Origin of the sequence: Paraburkholderia sp. MM5496-R1 (assembly GCF_050436205.1) — a bacterium.
Classification (GTDB): domain Bacteria; phylum Pseudomonadota; class Gammaproteobacteria; order Burkholderiales; family Burkholderiaceae; genus Paraburkholderia; species Paraburkholderia tuberum.
Genome location: NZ_JBNDLT010000003.1, coordinates 1,060,201 through 1,076,857, shown reverse-complemented (window position 1 = coordinate 1,076,857; position 16,657 = coordinate 1,060,201). Strand labels below are relative to the sequence as shown.

17 protein-coding genes and 1 pseudogene are annotated in these 16,657 nt (G+C 61.3%); 4 read left to right on the top strand and 14 right to left on the bottom strand.

The genetic code is table 11. The features are described from left to right. Positions 1–18: 18 nt before the first annotated feature. Positions 19–915: an EamA family transporter RarD gene (rarD, locus tag OKW38_RS31280; protein WP_187630216.1), complete on the top strand. Its 897-nt coding sequence runs from the start codon at positions 19–21 to the stop codon at positions 913–915. A gap of 1 nt (position 916) precedes the next feature. Here the strand turns inward: rarD and OKW38_RS31275 are convergent, their stop codons facing one another. Beyond that, positions 917–1,444, bottom strand: a complete 528-nt coding sequence (locus OKW38_RS31275; protein WP_090808084.1) for a DUF962 domain-containing protein — start codon at positions 1,442–1,444, stop codon at positions 917–919. A gap of 36 nt (positions 1,445–1,480) precedes the next feature. Between OKW38_RS31275 and OKW38_RS31270 the strand changes: the two are divergent. Next, positions 1,481–1,789: pseudogene (locus tag OKW38_RS31270) on the top strand (Crp/Fnr family transcriptional regulator); the annotation flags it as partial. On the opposite strand, the gene OKW38_RS31265 reads toward OKW38_RS31270, so the two are convergent. Further along, entirely contained in the window at positions 1,786–2,103 is a 318-nt protein-coding gene (locus tag OKW38_RS31265; RefSeq protein WP_090808082.1) for a hypothetical protein, read from the bottom strand. The pseudogene OKW38_RS31270 and the gene OKW38_RS31265 sit on opposite strands and share 4 nt — an antisense overlap. 596 nt (positions 2,104–2,699) lie before the next feature. Here OKW38_RS31265 and ltrA point away from each other — a divergent pair. After that, on the top strand, positions 2,700–3,950 hold the full coding sequence (gene ltrA / locus OKW38_RS31260; protein ID WP_429359465.1) for a group II intron reverse transcriptase/maturase: 1,251 nt from the start codon (positions 2,700–2,702) through the stop codon (positions 3,948–3,950). A gap of 280 nt (positions 3,951–4,230) precedes the next feature. Here ltrA and OKW38_RS31255 read toward each other — a convergent pair whose 3' ends face one another. From OKW38_RS31255 to OKW38_RS31205, 11 genes are all read right to left on the bottom strand, one after another. Then, positions 4,231–4,593 (bottom strand): hypothetical protein, encoded by a 363-nt coding sequence (locus tag OKW38_RS31255; RefSeq protein WP_429364760.1) that lies wholly within the window; start codon positions 4,591–4,593, stop codon positions 4,231–4,233. A gap of 148 nt (positions 4,594–4,741) precedes the next feature. Then, complete coding sequence (locus OKW38_RS31250; protein ID WP_429364758.1) at positions 4,742–6,946, bottom strand: putative bifunctional diguanylate cyclase/phosphodiesterase; 2,205 nt, start codon at positions 6,944–6,946, stop codon at positions 4,742–4,744. Further along, positions 6,873–7,598: a GGDEF domain-containing protein gene (locus OKW38_RS31245; protein WP_184073471.1), complete on the bottom strand. Its 726-nt coding sequence runs from the start codon at positions 7,596–7,598 to the stop codon at positions 6,873–6,875. The genes OKW38_RS31250 and OKW38_RS31245 overlap by 74 nt, the downstream gene beginning before the upstream one ends. Before the next feature lies 1 nt (position 7,599). Next, positions 7,600–7,995 (bottom strand): DUF1987 domain-containing protein, encoded by a 396-nt coding sequence (locus OKW38_RS31240; protein WP_090808074.1) that lies wholly within the window; start codon positions 7,993–7,995, stop codon positions 7,600–7,602. 19 nt (positions 7,996–8,014) lie between these two features. Beyond that, positions 8,015–8,578 (bottom strand): SiaB family protein kinase, encoded by a 564-nt coding sequence (locus OKW38_RS31235; RefSeq protein WP_090808073.1) that lies wholly within the window; start codon positions 8,576–8,578, stop codon positions 8,015–8,017. 12 nt (positions 8,579–8,590) lie between these two features. Then, the gene (locus tag OKW38_RS31230) at positions 8,591–9,706 is read right to left on the bottom strand and encodes a SpoIIE family protein phosphatase (protein WP_429364756.1); all 1,116 of its coding nucleotides are present in this window, start codon (positions 9,704–9,706) and stop codon (positions 8,591–8,593) included. Between the two features lie 309 nt (positions 9,707–10,015). After that, positions 10,016–10,276 (bottom strand): hypothetical protein, encoded by a 261-nt coding sequence (locus tag OKW38_RS31225; protein WP_184057752.1) that lies wholly within the window; start codon positions 10,274–10,276, stop codon positions 10,016–10,018. After that, positions 10,269–11,018, bottom strand: coding sequence for a DNA/RNA non-specific endonuclease (locus tag OKW38_RS31220; protein ID WP_090808067.1), 750 nt, complete (start codon positions 11,016–11,018; stop codon positions 10,269–10,271). Before OKW38_RS31220 ends, OKW38_RS31225 begins: the two co-directional genes overlap by 8 nt. A gap of 320 nt (positions 11,019–11,338) precedes the next feature. Further along, on the bottom strand, positions 11,339–11,698 hold the full coding sequence (locus OKW38_RS31215; RefSeq protein WP_090808065.1) for a DUF3564 domain-containing protein: 360 nt from the start codon (positions 11,696–11,698) through the stop codon (positions 11,339–11,341). Between the two features lie 217 nt (positions 11,699–11,915). Next, the gene (locus tag OKW38_RS31210) at positions 11,916–13,628 is read right to left on the bottom strand and encodes an acid phosphatase (RefSeq protein ID WP_429333188.1); all 1,713 of its coding nucleotides are present in this window, start codon (positions 13,626–13,628) and stop codon (positions 11,916–11,918) included. Between the two features lie 101 nt (positions 13,629–13,729). Then, positions 13,730–14,026: a hypothetical protein gene (locus OKW38_RS31205; protein ID WP_184057758.1), complete on the bottom strand. Its 297-nt coding sequence runs from the start codon at positions 14,024–14,026 to the stop codon at positions 13,730–13,732. A 160-nt stretch (positions 14,027–14,186) separates the two neighbouring features. On the opposite strand from OKW38_RS31205, the gene OKW38_RS31200 reads away from it, so the two are divergent. Then, positions 14,187–15,161: an IclR family transcriptional regulator gene (locus tag OKW38_RS31200; RefSeq protein ID WP_429364754.1), complete on the top strand. Its 975-nt coding sequence runs from the start codon at positions 14,187–14,189 to the stop codon at positions 15,159–15,161. 108 nt (positions 15,162–15,269) lie between these two features. Here the strand turns inward: OKW38_RS31200 and OKW38_RS31195 are convergent, their stop codons facing one another. Next, a complete protein-coding gene (locus OKW38_RS31195) occupies positions 15,270–16,343 on the bottom strand; it encodes a porin (RefSeq protein ID WP_429364752.1) in 1,074 nt (357 codons plus the stop codon). Positions 16,344–16,657: the final 314 nt, after the last annotated feature.

Sequence of the window (16,657 nt, the reverse complement as noted above, 5' to 3'; positions counted from 1 at the left end):
CCGATCCCCGACCGCGCAATGAATCACAACGACTTCAGGCGCGGGATCGCATTGTCGGTCGGCGCGTCGGCGATGTTCGCATTATTGTCCGCTTACGCGACGCTGCTCAAACCGCTGTCGGGCCTCGACATCTTCGCGTGGCGCATCGTGTGGACCGTGCCTGGCGCGCTGCTGCTCGTCGCGGTGCGCAAGCGCCTGCCGATTCTGCGCGCGCTCGTTGTCCAAATGATGACGCAGCCGAAGCTCGGTGCCGCGATGGCCGTGGCTGCGGGCCTGCTCGGCGTACAGCTCTGGCTGTTTCTGTGGGCGCCGCTGCATGGACGCATGCTCGAAGTGTCGCTCGGCTATTTCCTGCTGCCGCTCGCGATGGTGCTGGTCGGGCGCTTCCACTATCGCGAGCGGCTCGACGCGTTGCAGTGGCTCGCGGTCGCGTGCGCGGCGGTTGGCGTCGCTCACGAACTGTGGGTGACGGGTGCGTTCTCGTGGCCGACGCTCGTCGTCGCGCTCGGTTATCCGCCTTATTTCGTGGTGCGTCGTCAGATCAATCAGGATTCGCTTGCAATGTTCACCGTCGAGATGGCGTTGCTGCTGCCGGTGGCCGCCGTGTGCATTCTCAGCGGCGGCTCGCTGCAAGCGATCGCCGGCCGCGCCGAAATGTGGTGTCTGCTATTGCCGGGGCTCGGTGCGTTGAGCACGCTCGCGCTCGCTTCGTATCTGAAGGCGAGCCGACTGTTGCCGGTCGCGTTGTTCGGCATTCTCGGCTACGTCGAGCCGGTGCTGCTCGTGTTCGTGTCGATCACGCTGCTGCGCGAAACGCTGAGCGTCGCGCAACTCGCGACCTATGTGCCGATCTGGATCGCCGTCGCGCTGACCGCGCTGCACAGCGTGCGCTTCGTTCGGTTCGCGTCAAACTGAACTACGGCGCTCGCTCAGCGATGCGCGTCGGGCCTACCTCAGCCTCGATCGCATCGCGCAGCTCGGGACGCCAGCCGACACCGAACAGCGCTTCGGCGAGCACGAATAGCGGGCCGATCAACAGGCCGATCACGTCGTCGACGAATGCCGGCTTGCGATGTTCGTAGGCCACGTGGCCGACGAACTGGAACACCCAGCCGACCACGAACAGCCCAATGCCGGTCGCGAGCCACACGAGCGTCGTTTGCGCGGCGATCCACTCGCCGAACCCGACACAGAGCGCCGAGACACAGGCCATCAGCACGCCGAGCGGCACGTCGAGCGCGAGGTAGTAGACGGTCGCCGCCACGAACAGCAGCCACGCCGGCGACAACGTGACCGGGAACATCCCGGCGCCAAACGACGGGCGGCTCAGCAACACCGCGAGCGCGAGCACGATCATCGGAATGCCGACGAAGTGCGTGGCGATATTGCGCCGGTCGCGATGGTAGGCCGCGTATTGCGTCAGTTGCTGCGTCAGCGTTCTCATCAGTGCCGCTCCTGTGTCAAAGCCAGCATAATCGCGGTGCTGCTCGCGCACAAGTTGCGTCTGGCGTTCGAGGCGATCGAGGAAGCCGCGCTATTGCCGGCCGCACCGCGTGTCGCGCGGCGCCTGTTGCTGATGGCGGGCGGCTATGGCGAACCCGGCGCATTGCGCAACGTGCTGAAGGTCCCGCAGGAAGACCTGGCGATGATGCTCGCGTTGTCGCGGCAGACGATCAATCAGGTGCTCAAGCACTTCGAGACGCAGGGCGCGTTGAAGCTGCGTTATGCGGAGATCGAAATCGTCGATGCCGACAAGCTGCGTGAACAGTCTCTCGTCGAGCGCATTTAACGCGCGCTCGGGTGCCTGACGCGACGTTTCAATGGACCGATCGTCGCGGCGGGCAACGTGGTGAGCAGCATGTGCAACGTGAAGTGGAGATCTTCGCGCGCGATGTCGAGTTGCACGCGGTCTTCTTCGCGCACGGTTTCCGTGTTGATTACATAGACGCCGAGCGGCGAATGAAGCAGTGCGCGCAAGTGAGCGTGCGGCAGCGTCACGAGTAGAGCCGCGCGCGCCGACGGAAACGCAATGACGTTGCTGTGTTGAACCTGCTTGCTGGCAGGTTGCGGCGAGAGTTTGTCGAGCGATTGGGTAAGAGCCATGTGATGCGGCGTTGGTGCGACGCGATGGTGAATTGGAAGTGTGCCGCAGCACACAGGAAAGAGGTTCGGTATGAACTGATGGACTGTGTACAAGCTGCATGAGAGATGAGGGCAGGCCCCTCGGAGTCGGCGTTCAGGCGCGGGCTTCAAACCACCCCAAGCTGCTGCGGTAAAGAGCCGTGGTGGTGAGCGTTGGGGTCAAAGCGCTGAGGATATACCTCGGGCAGGTATGGATCAGAGAGACGAACGAAAGTGAACCTTCCGATCACGCGTCGTAATCCAGAGACTTGTCGTCAAAACCAGGGGCGTTTCTATCTTCTGGGACAAGCCTGCCGGAAACCTGATTACTGGGCAGGCGGCGGCCGGCGTAGAGGGGGCGTGAAGCTGATCCAGGCTCTTGTGTGGAACTGCGGGAACCAGTCGTTCCGATGTGAAGGGAGAAGCTCAAGTGGTAGAAGCCACGAGGCGAGAGTACCGATGCGGAGCACTGGGACGGACCAACCCGTACGAGCGATGAAGGCTGGTAATGCGGCTGGAGCAAAGGGGTTGGGTCAGGCAGTCGTGCTTGGGGTTCAACTGGCAACAGGAGGAAACTCATGAGCACGACAAAACCGTTTGTCATTGACAAGTGGCTGGTGTACGAGGCTTTCAAGGCGGTTAAAGCCAATGCGGGATCGGCTGGGGTGGATCAACAGTCGCTCGCGGACTTCGAGGCGGACCTGAAAGGCAATCTGTACAAGGTTTGGAATCGGATGTCCTCGGGTAGCTACTTCCCCGATCCGGTCAAAGCGGTCGCCATTCCGAAAAAGAATGGCGGGGAGAGAATTCTAGGGGTGCCAACTGTATCGGATCGTGTGGCACAGATGGTGGTCAAGCAGGTCATTGAACCGGAGATCGAATCGATCTTCCTGCCGGACTCATATGGCTACCGGCCCGGGAAATCGGCGCTGGATGCTGTCGGGGTAACCCGGGAGCGGTGCTGGAAATATGACTGGGTTCTTGAGTTTGATATCAAAGGCCTGTTTGACAACATCGACCATGACCTGTTACAGCGCGCTCTTAGAAGGCATGTGAAGAGCGACTGGGCCATGCTGTACATCGACCGGTGGCTGAAGGCCCCGCTGCAACTGTCGGACGGAACCCGGGTGGAACGCACCCGGGGGACACCGCAGGGCGGGGTCGTCAGCCCAGTGCTATCAAATCTGTTCCTGCACTACACGATCGATGTCTGGATGGGCCGGACGTTTCCTGATCTTCCCTGGTGCCGGTATGCGGATGATGGACTGGTTCACTGCCGGACTGAGCAGGAAGCGCAAGCCGTCAAGGCGGCGCTTCAGGCAAGGTTGGCGGAGTGCCATCTGGAAATGCATCCGGACAAGACCAAAATCGTCTACTGCAAGGATGGCAGTCGCAAAGGGCGGTATCCGAACACGCAGTTTGACTTTCTCGGATACTGCTTTCGACGGCGAATCGTGAGGAATCGCAAACGCAACAGCATATTTGTGAACTTCACGCCAGCCGTCAGTGCGGCGGCCCTAAAGTCCATGCGGCAGACGACTCGCGAGGCACGCTTCCAAACCCGGACATATCTCAGCGTGGCTGACATCGCCCGTATGCACAACCCAGTCCTGCGAGGCTGGTTGAGCTATTACGGGAAATTCAGTCCGTCAGCGATGTATCCGGTGCTCAGACACTTCAACAGGACGTTGATCGCTTGGGCAATGCGGAAGTATAAGCGTCTGAAAGGACACAGAACGCGGGCAGCTCTCTTCGTCGAAGGCATTGCGAAGCGGCAACCGCGACTGTTCGTACACTGGCAACGGGGGATGACAGGTGCGTTCGCTTGATGGGAGCGGTGTGAGTCGAGAGGCTCACGCACCGTTCTGCGAGAGGCTGGAGGTGAGATTCCTGCGGCCTACTCACCCAATTCGAGAGTAGTCGGCCGCGAGTAAAGACGGTGCAAAAATTCGCGCGTTTGTCGGCAAAAAGATACGACGGGGAATGACACGCGGCATAAAAAAAGGCGAGTCATAAGACTCGCCCTCCCTGAACGGCACAGTCCGGCTTCGATCAACTTCTATTTGAACAGCACCTGCATGGCCGGTCAGCGCCGAAACCGATCACGTGTTATTGCGTTTTGGTCGTGTCGGCTTGTGCGCCGTCGGCTTTCGCCGGGGCACTGCTGGCCTCTTTCGCACTCTCCGTTTTAGTCTTCGCGGCACTCGTTTCGACGGCATTTTTGGCCGTGGACTTGTGGGCCTTCTTCGTATGGGCGGAAGTCTTTTTCACGTGCTTTTGCGTAGCGGCTTCGGCAGGCGCTTTCGTTGCGGTCGCGCCGGCTTGTACCGCGGTGCTTGCCTTCAGATTCGCCTGGCCGGTGGCTGGCAACTGCGTGGTTTGCGCGGGTTGTGCGGCAGACGGTGCGGCCGTTTGAGCAAAGGCGGTCGACACGAGCAGTGCGGAAGCAACAGCGGCGAAAAGCGTCTTCATGATGTGACTCCAGGTTGAATCGGTGGATTCGTTTGTCGCGGCTGAATCATTTCAGCGCTGCCGGTTTAACGTAGGGCGGAATACAGGAGTTGACGCCGCGCTGGTGACAAAACGTAAGTAGTGCGTCAGCGCGGATACATGTTGCGACTCACCAAGCGAATCCCCGGAAAGGCGCCACGCTCAATGAAGACGCGACCGCGGTCTTGACGAGCAATTGCGCTAAAGCCTCCGGCGAGACCGCTGGGCTAAACAGGAACCCTTGGGCCACCGTGCATCCGTGACGGACCAGAAACTCGCGCTGGACATCGAGCTCGACCCCTTCAGCGACGACATCGAAGCTCAGCGTTTCAGCAATCGCGATGATGGCAAGCGACAGAGCTTCGAGTTCCTTGTCTCTGCCGATTTCGCAAACGAAGGCGCGATCGATCTTGATGCGATCGACGCTAAAGCGTTTCAGATAGCTGAGGCTCGAATAACCGGTGCCGAAGTCGTCGATAGCGATGGACACACCGAGTTCGCGCAGTTCGCGAAAAGCCCGTTGCGCTTCTTCAGCGTTGCGCATCAACGTGCCCTCGGTGACTTCGAGCTCCAGCAGTTCGGCGGGCCAATGGGCATCGTCGAGTGCCGAGCGCACTACGCCTGGAAGGTCTGCCCGTTCGAGTTGAAGTGGCGAAACATTGACCGATATGCGCACGGGCGGAAGCCCCGAGCGTACCCATGCGCTCGCCTGCAGACACGCCTGCCGCAATACCCGCGTGCCGATGCTCTGGATCAGACCGGTTTCTTCGGCAAGCGGGATGAAGACGGCCGGCGAGACTTCACCGAGTTCGTCGTCGTGCCACCGCAAAAGTGCCTCGGCACCGACGATGCATCCGGTTTTCATGTCGATTTGCGGCTGATACGCCAGATACAACTCATTGGCTTTCGCCGCGCGCCGCAGTCGCGTCGTGAGCCGCAACTTCTCGGCGGCCGCCCGGCTCAGCTCCGGTTCGTAGAATTGATAGCCGTTTCTCCCGCGCGATTTCGCCACGTACAACGCGGCATCGGCATTTCGCGTGAGCAGTTCCGGCTGGGCGCCGTCTTGTGGAAAAGTACTGACGCCGATGCTTGCTTCGAGATAAAGCTCGTGCTCGCCGATGCGATACGGCTCGCTCATCTCGTGAATCAGCGTGTCCAGCATTTCGGTGAGTTGCTTCGCGTCGGCCCGTTCCGCGACGATGACGAATTCATCGCCCCCGTAGCGCGCGACGAAATCCGTCGCGCGCAGCAGACGCTGAAGCCTTCGCGCCACGGCCTGTAGCAGCAAATCGCCAATGCGGTGTCCGAGCGAATCGTTGACGTCCTTGAAACGATCGAGATCGAGGAACAGGACGGAAACGTTCTGACCTGTCGCTGCCGCGCGTACGAGCGACTCTGAAAGATGTTCGCCGAGCAGCACCCGGTTGGGCAGATCGGTCAGGGCGTCGTATCTGGCTTGATGCTCGAGTCTTGTGAGCGAACGACGAAGATGCGCTCCGATGCGCCCGTTCCAGTGAATCAGCGAAAGCAGCAACAAGGCCGAAGCGACGCCGCAGCTCAACAGCATGCGCGTAAACCACTTCCCATCCAACGAGGATTTGCTGACGACTAAAGCGACCTTGGCGTCGGCCGCGAGTCGTACGTCGACGACCCGCCCGAGAACGCTATAGAAATAGGCGTCGATTTGTTCGAGTCTGGGGTCGCCCACTGCCACACTGCCGGGATGTTCCGCGATCTTGCGCGCAAGACCAAAGCTCAGCTCGCTAAGTCTGCCGATCATGTCGTCCAGATCCGACAGCCTCGATATGCATTCCTGATTCTCGCTGCAGCTCTCGCGCGCGTCGCGCGTCAACGCGAGCAGTTCCAGCATCGGAAAGCTATAAGCGGCGCGGTTGTAAAGCGGCACCGTTGCGATCGAGGTGTAGAGCGTCGCATGCTCATCGAGCATGACTTGCTGAACCCGGTCGAGGTCGTGGCGCAGCCGCCCGGAAGCCTGGATCGTCCGAAGCGAACTGTCCTGCTCGCTGCTCTGGCGGATTGCGAGGAAGGTACTCGTCGCAATGACAGCGAGAATGGCAAGTACGGCTATGACAGTACCGGCTTTGCGCGTTGCTTCCTGTCCCAAGGCCCTTCCCTTTCCGTCAACCCGGCGCGGGCGAACACCGACCCGCCCGGATAGTGAATGTTTAGGTGGCTGCATGACTTGCCTTAGGGCGCTGCGGATCTGCCTGTAACGGCGCGCGATGGGTCTGCTTATCCGCCTATCGATCGGCAAATTCCACGCGGTTGCGCCCGCTTCGCTTGGCGCGGTACAGAGCCGCATCGGCGAGGCCATATGCGGTGTCGAAACAGGTTCCGACCTCGTTGATGCTGACGCCAAAGCTGGCCGTGATGCGGCGCTCGACGGGTGGAACGACCAGCGAGTCACCGATGGCTTCTCGCATGCGCTCGGCAAGAATGGCACCGCTGGCCGGTTCATGACCGGGCAGCAGCACGGTGAACTCCTCACCGCCCACTCGCCCGATGAAGCCTTGTTCCCCGACGATTCTGCGCAGACAATCGACGACCCCCGAAATGACCGCGTCTCCGGTGGGGTGGCCGTAGTCGTCGTTGATCCGCTTGAATTCGTCGATGTCGAGGATGATCATCACCGCGCTGCTGATGCGCAAGACCTTGGTGGTCCGTTCGATCACGGCACTGCGGTTCAGTACGCCCGTCAACGCGTCGTGCGATGCGCGATACGCCAACTGCTGGGCCAGCGCCTGCATCTCGCGTTCGGCCCGGTCGCTGCGGCCGATCAGGCGCCGTGTCTCGCGCATCAGGCGCTGGAAGTGCTCGATCAGTTCGCCCAACGACTGGCGATACTCCGCGGGGTCCGCATCGATGATCGAATGCATGGCCCGAGCCTTTGCCAGCGCGGTGCTTTCGTTCTGGAACAGATCGGGTGCGCCGCCCGAGGACACGTCAAGGGAAGAGGTCGAACGCACTTTACTTTCCCTGCTGCGCAATGGGACGATCGGTGAACTCGATCGCGCGGAAATCGGCTTTCAGTTCTTCGCCGAATTCGGCAATGGTCTCGTCTTCCTCGTCGCGATACCAGTTCATCGACACGCGGCTTCCCGATTCCGCCGCCTGATCGAGCGCGTCGAAGATGCTGAACAGCATTTTGGTACTCGAGCTATTGAAGTACGTCAGCGCGACGTCGATGGTGATCTCGGCCCCGGCGTTCGCGGCGAGGTATTTGCGCATCTGCTCGATGATCGGCGCGTAAAAGGCGGCTGCGTTTTCGGGGTAAGACTCTCCCCTGATCGACAACGCGTGTTGGTCGAAGCGAAAATCGACTTCGGGCGACGTCGTCGTCGCCGGGATGTGTAGGTTTTCCATTGTTCGTGTGCCTTCCTGCTCAGATGATGGCCATGAGGCAAAACAGCGTGGTGCCCGGTTCGTCGGCACGCGGATGAAAAGCGAATTCAAGCGGCGCGCTCGCATCGCGCGCCATCGTCAGGAAGCCGAGCCCGGCGCCCTTGCTGTCTTTCGGAGCATCGGTGCGCAATGAAACCTTGTACGCTTGCTTGATTTCTTCGAGTGACATGTTGCGCAGAGGCTCCAACCTGCTTCGCAGGTCCTCGACTTCGGCGGTCGCGATGGGATTGACGCACAACATTACGTGATGTTCGCCGTGCCTGGAGATGCACACCGCGCCCTCGCGTATCTCGCCTGCCCGTTCGCCACCGGGCTCCAGCGCGTTCGACGAGTAATGAACGATGTTCTGTGCCAGCTCGATAAAGGACGAGAAGAGTTTGCGGCGAGTAGGACCGCTGACGCCGGCGACTTCGAGCTGCAGTTTCACGACTTCGCCCATCGACGCGACGATGTTATGGGAGAAGTAGCCCTTGTGATAGAAGAGCACGTTGCGCCGCTGCGCGAGTTCGAAAAAGGCGCTGTCTTGTTCTAATAGTTGGGACATTCTGGGAATTCGCTAAATACGGGCACAGAAAAGCGTGACGTCGTCACGGCGCGGTTGCTGGCCTTGCCAATCCGCGAGCGCGAGCCGGACGCGCTCGCAAATCGTCGCCGGAGTTTCGGCGCGGTTTTCGAGTATCAGGTCGAGCGCACGGCGCCGGCCGAAAGAAATGTTGCGCGGGCCGCCGATCTGATCGGCGAGGCCGTCGGTATAGATGAACAGCAGGCTGCCCGCCGTGATCGGAATCGAGCGCAAGCTCCACGCATAGTCGGCGCGACTGTCCACATAACCGACACCCATGCGGTCGGCGCCGATCGTTTCGAACTCCGCGGCATCGGGCGACAGGATGTGCAGAGCGATCCTCGCGCCGGCAAAATGCAGCACGCTCTGCGTGGCGTCGAACCAGAAGAGTGCGGTATCCAGACCGTCGTTGGATTGGGTTCCTTCGTCGGCACTGTTCACTTGCCCAAGCAAGCCCTTGACGTTTTGATTGACGGCCGCCAGTAGCGCGGCGGGGTCGCGCGGACCGATCTGTTCGAGCGCCTTCGACAGTGACGCCGAAGCAAGCAAGGTCATGAAGGCGCCCGGTACGCCATGGCCGGTGCAATCGGCAACAGCGCCAAACCAGCCGTTCGGAAAGGCCGCGAAATGATAGAAGTCGCCGCCGACGACGTCGCGAGGTTCCCAGACCATCGCCGCGTCGCGCAGCTTCATCGACAGGGTCTCGCTGGAAGCACGCAACATGGCGCGCTGTATCACGCTGGCGTACTCGATACTCTGCATGATCTGGCGGTTCTTCTCCGCCTGCATTTCCGCGACCGCACTGATGAGCTGCAGACCACTGCCGAGACCCGAGAAGAGTCCGTCACGTGTCACGATGAAACCATCGACCAGCGCTTTTTCTCCCGCCTCGACGGTCCTGAAGGTCAGCGCTTCGATGCTCACGTCGGCGTCGACGACGAGCGGTTCCTTGTCCATGAACGCGATGCAACTCTTCTTGTCGTAAAGCTCTCGATGGAACGGCTTGCTCATTTGCGACATGAAGATATCGCGGTTGATCAGGCCGATGGGACGGTGGTCGTCGATGACAGCGAGACTCTGCATGTCGCGGCGTGCCGAGAAGATCTCCATGACCACGGAATTGGGATCTTCAACGTCTACGGATGGAACTTCCTGGCACAAGTCTCCGGCAGTGCGCGGATTACCCTGTGCGGAAGAACGGCGAAATCTCGAGAACGCAGCATGCATGGCGACGCCAGTCGATGTGTGAAGAAACCTCGCACGCTAAGGTTTCTCTATGTACATTATGTGACAGAGGCGAGGCGATCCGCTCTATTGGCGCGAGATTAGAAAACTAGCGGTCACGCAAAGGTTTGCGTGACCGACATCAGTAAAAATTGCGATCTGCGAAGTTGCGCAAATGCAACGCTGCCGAATCCGTTATTGAAACGGGTTCTGCACGATACCCGGTTTAGCATCCGGCTCGTCCTGCACCTTTGCCGGTAAATCCTTCTGCGCCTGCAGGCTCGCGACGATCGCATCGAGCGCTTCCTTCAACGCGAGCGCCGCCTTCAGTCCGCGTTGATCGCGCGTCAATTCGAGCGTGCCGTTGAGCACGACACGCGTCGTGCCATTGCTGAGCGTGAGCGCATCGCCTTGAATGTTGAGCACGTCGTCATCGTTCGAATAGGGCTTAAACACCTTTCAGTCCTCCTGGCCGCTGGTCCTTGAGGTTGTCCGGAATGCCCGGAAAGCGGATGCCCGACATCGCTTCGAGTTCGTGAATCGTGCGGATGTCGTAGCGGTTGGTCGCTACATTATCAACCACGACTGCGAAGGCCAGTTGACGCGACGGCACGTAGACGACCTTGTACAACTGGGTGGGCACGAACACGCGCGTCGGTCCGATCGTCTGCAATTGCTGGCCGGTGAACAGCGGGCCGGTGACGACGTACGTGTCGTCGTAGGCGAGTGCGATCTTGCGCACGGCAGTTTCGATGCGTGCCCACAATCGTTGGTTGTTCTGACGATTTTGCGGCACGATGTTCGCGAGCGAGAACGATTGCGCCATCGCCTCGTCGTTCCACCGATTACCCGCCGGACTCATATGACCGCGATCGAAGCCGCTGCGTTTGTAGTCGGCGAGTGTCGCGCCTTCGCCTTCGGGCAGACGCGCGTCTTCGAAGAACTTGTTGGTGCGCACCATGTCCTTCGCTTCTTCGATGTGCTCACGCGTCAGATGCTCGGCAGACCACAGCGGACCGTGCGTGATACCCGAATGCAGCACCGCGAAATCGCTATAACAAAGCAGGCGCGTTTTCGGCGCCATCTTCTGATTGGTGAGGACGGGCCATTGCGCATTCGGCGTGAATCCGGTGCAGGAAGGCGCCGCGCTCGCATGAGCGGCGACGGCGAGTAACAGACAGGCAAGCCACTTCTTCATGGGTCGGTGGTTCGATGAACGGGGACGCAAGTATAGCGTCGTGGCCCGCATCGAGCGACTGCACAATGCGAATCGAAGGAAGGGAATTGGAAACGGCAGAGGCGGCGTGCGCCGGACAAAAAAGTGGGCCGCTTTGCAGCGACCCGAATGCGTGGACTTCCGAATCTACGCACGCAATCTTAAGAATGTCTTAAGGCTTGCGAGATCGCGGCACGTTATGTTCGATTGCGCACGAACAGATTTACGCGTACGAACAGTGCTCGTGCAATGAGCCGGAAGTTTCGACCGGAAAAGAGAAGCGCGACGAATCGCGCCAGAACTTAATTACCGAACACGCTGTTTTCAGCGCGCACTTTTTGACGATCCACCGCCTGCAAACGCCAGAAGCCGCTAGTCGCCTTGCGTGTTTGCAGCGCGGTCCATGCAGCGGCGCCTTGCGCGGCGCTCACTCGCTCCTTGCGATCGACGTGCAGACCGCGCAACGTACAAAGCGGCGCCTCGGCGCTCGGTGCGCACAGCGTGGTCACGCCGTTTTCGTCGCGCAGTTCGCCCCATGGGGGCAGGTCGATCCCTTGATGCGCTTCTCTCGACCACCGATGTTCATCGGTATCGAGCCAGAGCACAGCGTAATCATGGCTTACGGTGGGATCGGAACCGTTAATCAGGATGGTCAGTCGCATATCAGTTCCGTTCATAAATTGCGAAGCGCTTTATCAGTCTAGGCGGCGCGGCGCTTTATGCAAGACAAAGGCATGATGTGCGAATGGAAAATCAGGTCGCCAAAAGGTGTGGCGAGGTACGGTGAATCCTTACTGCGCCGCGGCGTACGCGATATGCATGCAGTAACGACCACATGCAGACCGCGAGCCGCGACAAATCAACGCAGCCGAGAGGCGCTCAAGCGAGATCGAGCGAAGCGGTCAGATCGCCGAGCGGCGCGAGTCCGTTGCTTGCGAATGCCTTGTCGCGCGCGACCACGCCATCGAGTGGCGCGAGTCCATGCACACGGTTAATGAAACGCAGAATCGAGTTCGTGTCGTACACCGTGTGATCGACATAAGCCTTCTTCGCCAGCGGCGAGATCACGAGCGCGGGAACGCGCGAACCCGGACCCCAGCGATCGCCGATCGGCGGCGCGACGTGGTCCCACCAACCGCCGTTCTCGTCGACGGTGACGATCACGACCGTGTTCTGCCATTGCGGGCCGCGCTGGATGTGCTCGATCAGCGTCGCGATGTGACGGTCGCCCGAGGCGACGTCCGCATAGCCCGCGTGCATGTTCAGGTCGCCCTGGGGTTTATAGAACGTCACGGTCGGCAAACGTCCCGCGTCGATGTCGGCAATCAGGCGATTGGTCGACGCGTCGTTACCCATGCCGCCGTCGCGCAGATAGCGGCGGCGCGCGGCGGTGCCCGGCGCGTAATTGGCGAAGTAGTTAAACGGCTGATGGTGGTACTGGAAGTCGGGCATCGACCCCGTATCGCGATGATCGAGCGCGAATTGCCACGCGCCGCTGTACCACGCCCAGTCGATGCCCTTGCCGGTCAGCCGGTCGCCGATCGTCGCGTAATTCTGCGGCGGCATTACCCGCGGGTTCGACGGATCCGCGAAAGCCGGGTCGCCGCCTTCGGCCGGACGCACGCTGCTCGGCTGATACGGCGGCGCCATCGTGTTGACTGCGTAGCCGTCGGCGGTGAAAGCGCCGTCATTGACGAACTTCGGCGGACCGTCGAGCGCCGACGCAGGCGAATTGGGCGCGAGCTTCAAACGGGTGCCGGTCGGATCGTCGCCTTCCACGACCGACACCATCTTCTTCGCCGGACTGTTGTGAATGTCCGGATAGTAGGGCGCCTGCGCCGAGATCAGGAAGATATGGTTCAGCCAGGAGCCGCCGAAGGCGGCCATGAAGAAGTTGTCGCACAGCGTGTACTGCTGCGCGAGATTCCACAGACGCAGCGTGTCGGCGGAATTGCGGTAGTGCCCCATCACAAGGCCGCCGGAATCGCCCCACGCGGCGAACTGGTTGTTGCGCCCCGCGTTGATCTGCATCTGGTTCTGATAGAAGCGATGGATGAGGTCGCGCGTGATCACGCCGGTCGGCAGCGGCGCGCCGTGCGCATCGACGATGCGGAACGGCCGGTTGCGCAGATGATCGAGATCCTTTTCGCCGATCATGTAGCGCTTGCCGTCCACTTCCTGCGCCTGCGGCACGAGCCCGCCCCAGATCGCCGGCAGCCGCGGCAGCGGCGTCTTGCCGTCGCGGTCGAGCTGGACGTATTGCTCGGCGGTGAGCGCGTCGAGCGGATGCTGGACGCCCGGGTAGTTGCCGTACAGGTTCGCGAAGCTGCGATTCTCGGCGTAGATCACCACGATGTTCTTCACCTGATCGTGCAGCGCAGCGTCGAGCCGCAAGTCGGCGGCGCTGCGCGGCGGCCCGTTGCCAGCGAGTCCCTCGCCTGTTTTGCAGCCGGTCAGCGCAAGGCCGAGGCCGACCGCCGCGAGACCGGTCAGTACGCGCCGGCGTTCGGGATCGTCGGGGGCGTCGTTGGTGTTATCGATTGAATCGGGGTTGTCCAGTTTCGGCGGCAGGTGAGGATCGTGGTCGGTCATCGGTGAGTTCCGAAGGAGACGTGACGGTCGCATCGGCGCCGCTCGAAGCGGCGCGCGCGACACCGGTTACGGGTCCGCCGAGGGCGGCAGGCCTCGCGGCTTTACGGCAGCCGACGCTTGACGCGCCAACTGTGATGCGTGGCATCGACGGCCAATAGTAGCCAGTGCCGTGCGTCGATCGGATGACGTTTTTGCGTCGCATAACGGTCGACGGTCAATTCGAGTTCGTCATGTGCGCGCCGATGGCAGGTGGCGTGCGCACCGGAACCGTCCGCGAATTCGACGCGCGCCTCGGCGACGTTTGACGCGCAGGCCGGCTCGGGAAGATTCGCGATGCGCACCGCGCAGCCCGGATAAAGATGCGAGTCGGCAACCTGAATCTGGACCGCGCTGGACATGACGTGGCCTCCTACGCTTGGGCGGCGCGAGCGAGCGGCTGGAATACACCGCGCCGCCGGACCGGATCAAAGCATAGCACCGCCCATGGCCGATTCGCCGCGTGCTTCGCGCTATGATCCTGAATTGAACCCGATGAACCGCATAGAGACGGCAGCCAAGATGGCAAAAGAAGAGCAGACAGGAGTGGGACGCAGGCAGGCCAAACCCCGTGCGGCGGCAGCCTCCGCGGCACAACACGAACCGGCGCAGTCGCACGCGCAAAGCGCGGACGTGTCCGCTTCCGCCAACGACGACGACAGCGCCGGCGGATCCACATATCTGGTGCCCGGCCTCGAACGCGGCCTGCGCATCCTCGCCGAATTCAGCGCGCGCGAGCCGGTGCTCGGCGCGCCGGAGTTATCGAAGCGGATCGGCATCCCGCGCACCACCACGTTTCGTTTACTCCAAACGCTCGAGGCGCTCGGGTTCCTCGAACGCGTCAACGGCGACCGCTATTTCCGGCTCAGCGTCGCGGTGCTGCGGCTCGGCTTCGAGTATCTGAGCTCGCTCGAGCTGACCGACGTCGGCACGCCGATTCTCGAACGCCTGCGCGACGCGACCGGGCTCAGCACGCATCTGCTGATCCGCGATCAGCGCGACGTCGTGTTTGTCGCGAAGGCGCAGACGCACGAGCCGATGTACAGTTCAGTCAAGGTGCACGTCGGCACGCGCCTGCCCGCGCATGCAACGGTGCATGGCCAGGTGCTGATGGGCGATCTGAGCTTCGAAGAGTTGCGCCAGCTGTATCCGGAACCGCAGCTCGAACGCTTCACCGAGCGCACGCCGGCGACCGTCGAAGAACTGTATGGACGGGTACGCGAGAGCGCGGCGCTTGGCTATGCGGTCAGCGAGGCGTCGTTCGAGCGGGGGATTTCGGTGGTGAGCGCGCCGGTGCGTGACCAGAGCGGTAAGATCGCCGCCGCGTTGACGGTGACGATCCCGCGTTCGGATATCGGCGAGACCGCCGAGCGCGAGCCGCTGATCATCGCCGTATGCCAGGCGGCGTTGGAGCTGTCCGAGCGCCTGAGCTATCACCCGAGGCCGGACGATCCGACCGCGATGCAGGCACGCCGCAGATCGGTTGCCGCGCATTGAGTGCGCGCTGACTGCACGGCGCTACTACTTCCAATACTTATTTCATAATTTGTCGGCGAGTCCTGCTGCATTGCACAGCCGGACTCGCCGTGTCACGTCGTCAAATCATCAGAACGAGTGATGGATGCCGCTCAGGACGATCGCCTGATTGCGGCCGCTCGAGACGCCCGCGGTGAAGAACGCCGCGTCGGTGTTCGAGCCCGCGCGCTGATACAGCGCGTTGATATACACCTGCGTCGACTTCGACAGCGCATAGACGTTGCCGATCAAGAACTGCGTCCAGCGATGGCCGGCCAGCGTCGTCGTCGCGGCGCCGCCTGCGATCGTGTTGAACGGCGTGACCTGCCAGTTCGCGCCAGCGTCGTAGCTCTGATAGGTGTCCGAGTGACCGGCGCTTTCGAGCTTCACGCGGGTGTACAGGCCGTGTACGAGCACACTGCCGAACTGGTACGACAGGCCCAGGCCCATGTTCTGCAGGTTGTCGGCCGTGTAGGTCGCGGCGGGCTGACCCTGGAAGGTCGTGATGCCGGTCGTCACGATAGACGGCGTGCGGTTGTTCTCGTTCGAATAGCTTGCGCCTGCCTTGAAGCCGCCGTTGGCGTACGTCGCCGCAAAGCCATACGAGCGGCCGATCGCGAAGTTGGTCTGATTGCCGAGGCCCATCATCGCGCCGAAGGTGAAGCCGTCGAACGACGCCGAACGGAATTTCGCCGAGTTGTCGTACGGCACGACCGCGGTGTTGGCGAGCGCGTCGATGTTGCCCGGGTGGAACGCGTACCAGCTCGCCGCCTGGTAGCCGGTGCTGAACGGGCCGAGCACGTCGAAGCTGAACGGCGTCTGATGACCGAAGCTCAGCGTTCCGATCCGGTCGGAAGCGAGACCGACGTAAGCCTGACGGTTGAACAGCACGCCCGCTTTCGCCATCGCGCCCGTGTTCGTATAGAAGCCGTTTTCGAGCTGGAACACCGCCTTCAGGCCATTACCCAGATCTTCGACGCCCTTCAGGCCCCAACGGTCAGGCTGCATGTTGCCCTGTTCCTGAATCCACTTCGAACTGCCGCCCACGTTGCTGATGTACGCGACACCTGCATCGAGGCTGCCATATAGCGTCACGCTGCTCTGCGCCCACGCGCCCGTGGTCATGCAAGCTGCCGTCAAACCGGCCGCAATGATTTGCTTCACCGTTGGTCCTCCTGATCAAACGACGTAGACACTCGCCGAATGCGCCGTCCCTGATCTGTTCTCTGGGGTTAATTCCGTTCTGGTTTCTGCGCCAGAACCACATCGGTCCTACGTTATATGTTCCACCTATGGACATACGTATCGCCTATGGAAAGTATAGTGAAGCTGAGTTCATCCAAAATAGATTTTGAGATCGGTACAAACCCGTGGTTGCCGATCGTCCCCCGTCTGGGATTCCGGCTAGGCCATGCTTGACGAAGGCCCGCGTGGATTAGGGCTGTGCGCGCGGCATGGCATGCCGATGTGTGCCAAAA

Bases quoted from the DNA above. Each gene is read 5' to 3' on its own strand.
- rarD (WP_187630216.1), top strand. From the start codon at position 19: ATGAATCACAACGACTTCAGGCGCGGGATCGCATTGTCGGTCGGCGCG.
- OKW38_RS31275 (WP_090808084.1), bottom strand. From the start codon at position 1,444: ATGAGAACGCTGACGCAGCAACTGACGCAATACGCGGCCTACCATCGC.
- OKW38_RS31265 (WP_090808082.1), bottom strand. From the start codon at position 2,103: ATGGCTCTTACCCAATCGCTCGACAAACTCTCGCCGCAACCTGCCAGC.
- ltrA (WP_429359465.1), top strand. From the start codon at position 2,700: ATGAGCACGACAAAACCGTTTGTCATTGACAAGTGGCTGGTGTACGAG.
- OKW38_RS31255 (WP_429364760.1), bottom strand. From the start codon at position 4,593: ATGAAGACGCTTTTCGCCGCTGTTGCTTCCGCACTGCTCGTGTCGACC.
- OKW38_RS31250 (WP_429364758.1), bottom strand. From the start codon at position 6,946: ATGGCCTCGCCGATGCGGCTCTGTACCGCGCCAAGCGAAGCGGGCGCA.
- OKW38_RS31240 (WP_090808074.1), bottom strand. From the start codon at position 7,995: ATGGAAAACCTACACATCCCGGCGACGACGACGTCGCCCGAAGTCGAT.
- OKW38_RS31235 (WP_090808073.1), bottom strand. From the start codon at position 8,578: ATGTCCCAACTATTAGAACAAGACAGCGCCTTTTTCGAACTCGCGCAG.
- OKW38_RS31230 (WP_429364756.1), bottom strand. From the start codon at position 9,706: ATGGAGATCTTCTCGGCACGCCGCGACATGCAGAGTCTCGCTGTCATC.
- OKW38_RS31220 (WP_090808067.1), bottom strand. From the start codon at position 11,018: ATGAAGAAGTGGCTTGCCTGTCTGTTACTCGCCGTCGCCGCTCATGCG.
- OKW38_RS31215 (WP_090808065.1), bottom strand. From the start codon at position 11,698: ATGCGACTGACCATCCTGATTAACGGTTCCGATCCCACCGTAAGCCAT.
- OKW38_RS31210 (WP_429333188.1), bottom strand. From the start codon at position 13,628: ATGACCGACCACGATCCTCACCTGCCGCCGAAACTGGACAACCCCGAT.
- OKW38_RS31205 (WP_184057758.1), bottom strand. From the start codon at position 14,026: ATGTCCAGCGCGGTCCAGATTCAGGTTGCCGACTCGCATCTTTATCCG.
- OKW38_RS31200 (WP_429364754.1), top strand. From the start codon at position 14,187: ATGGCAAAAGAAGAGCAGACAGGAGTGGGACGCAGGCAGGCCAAACCC.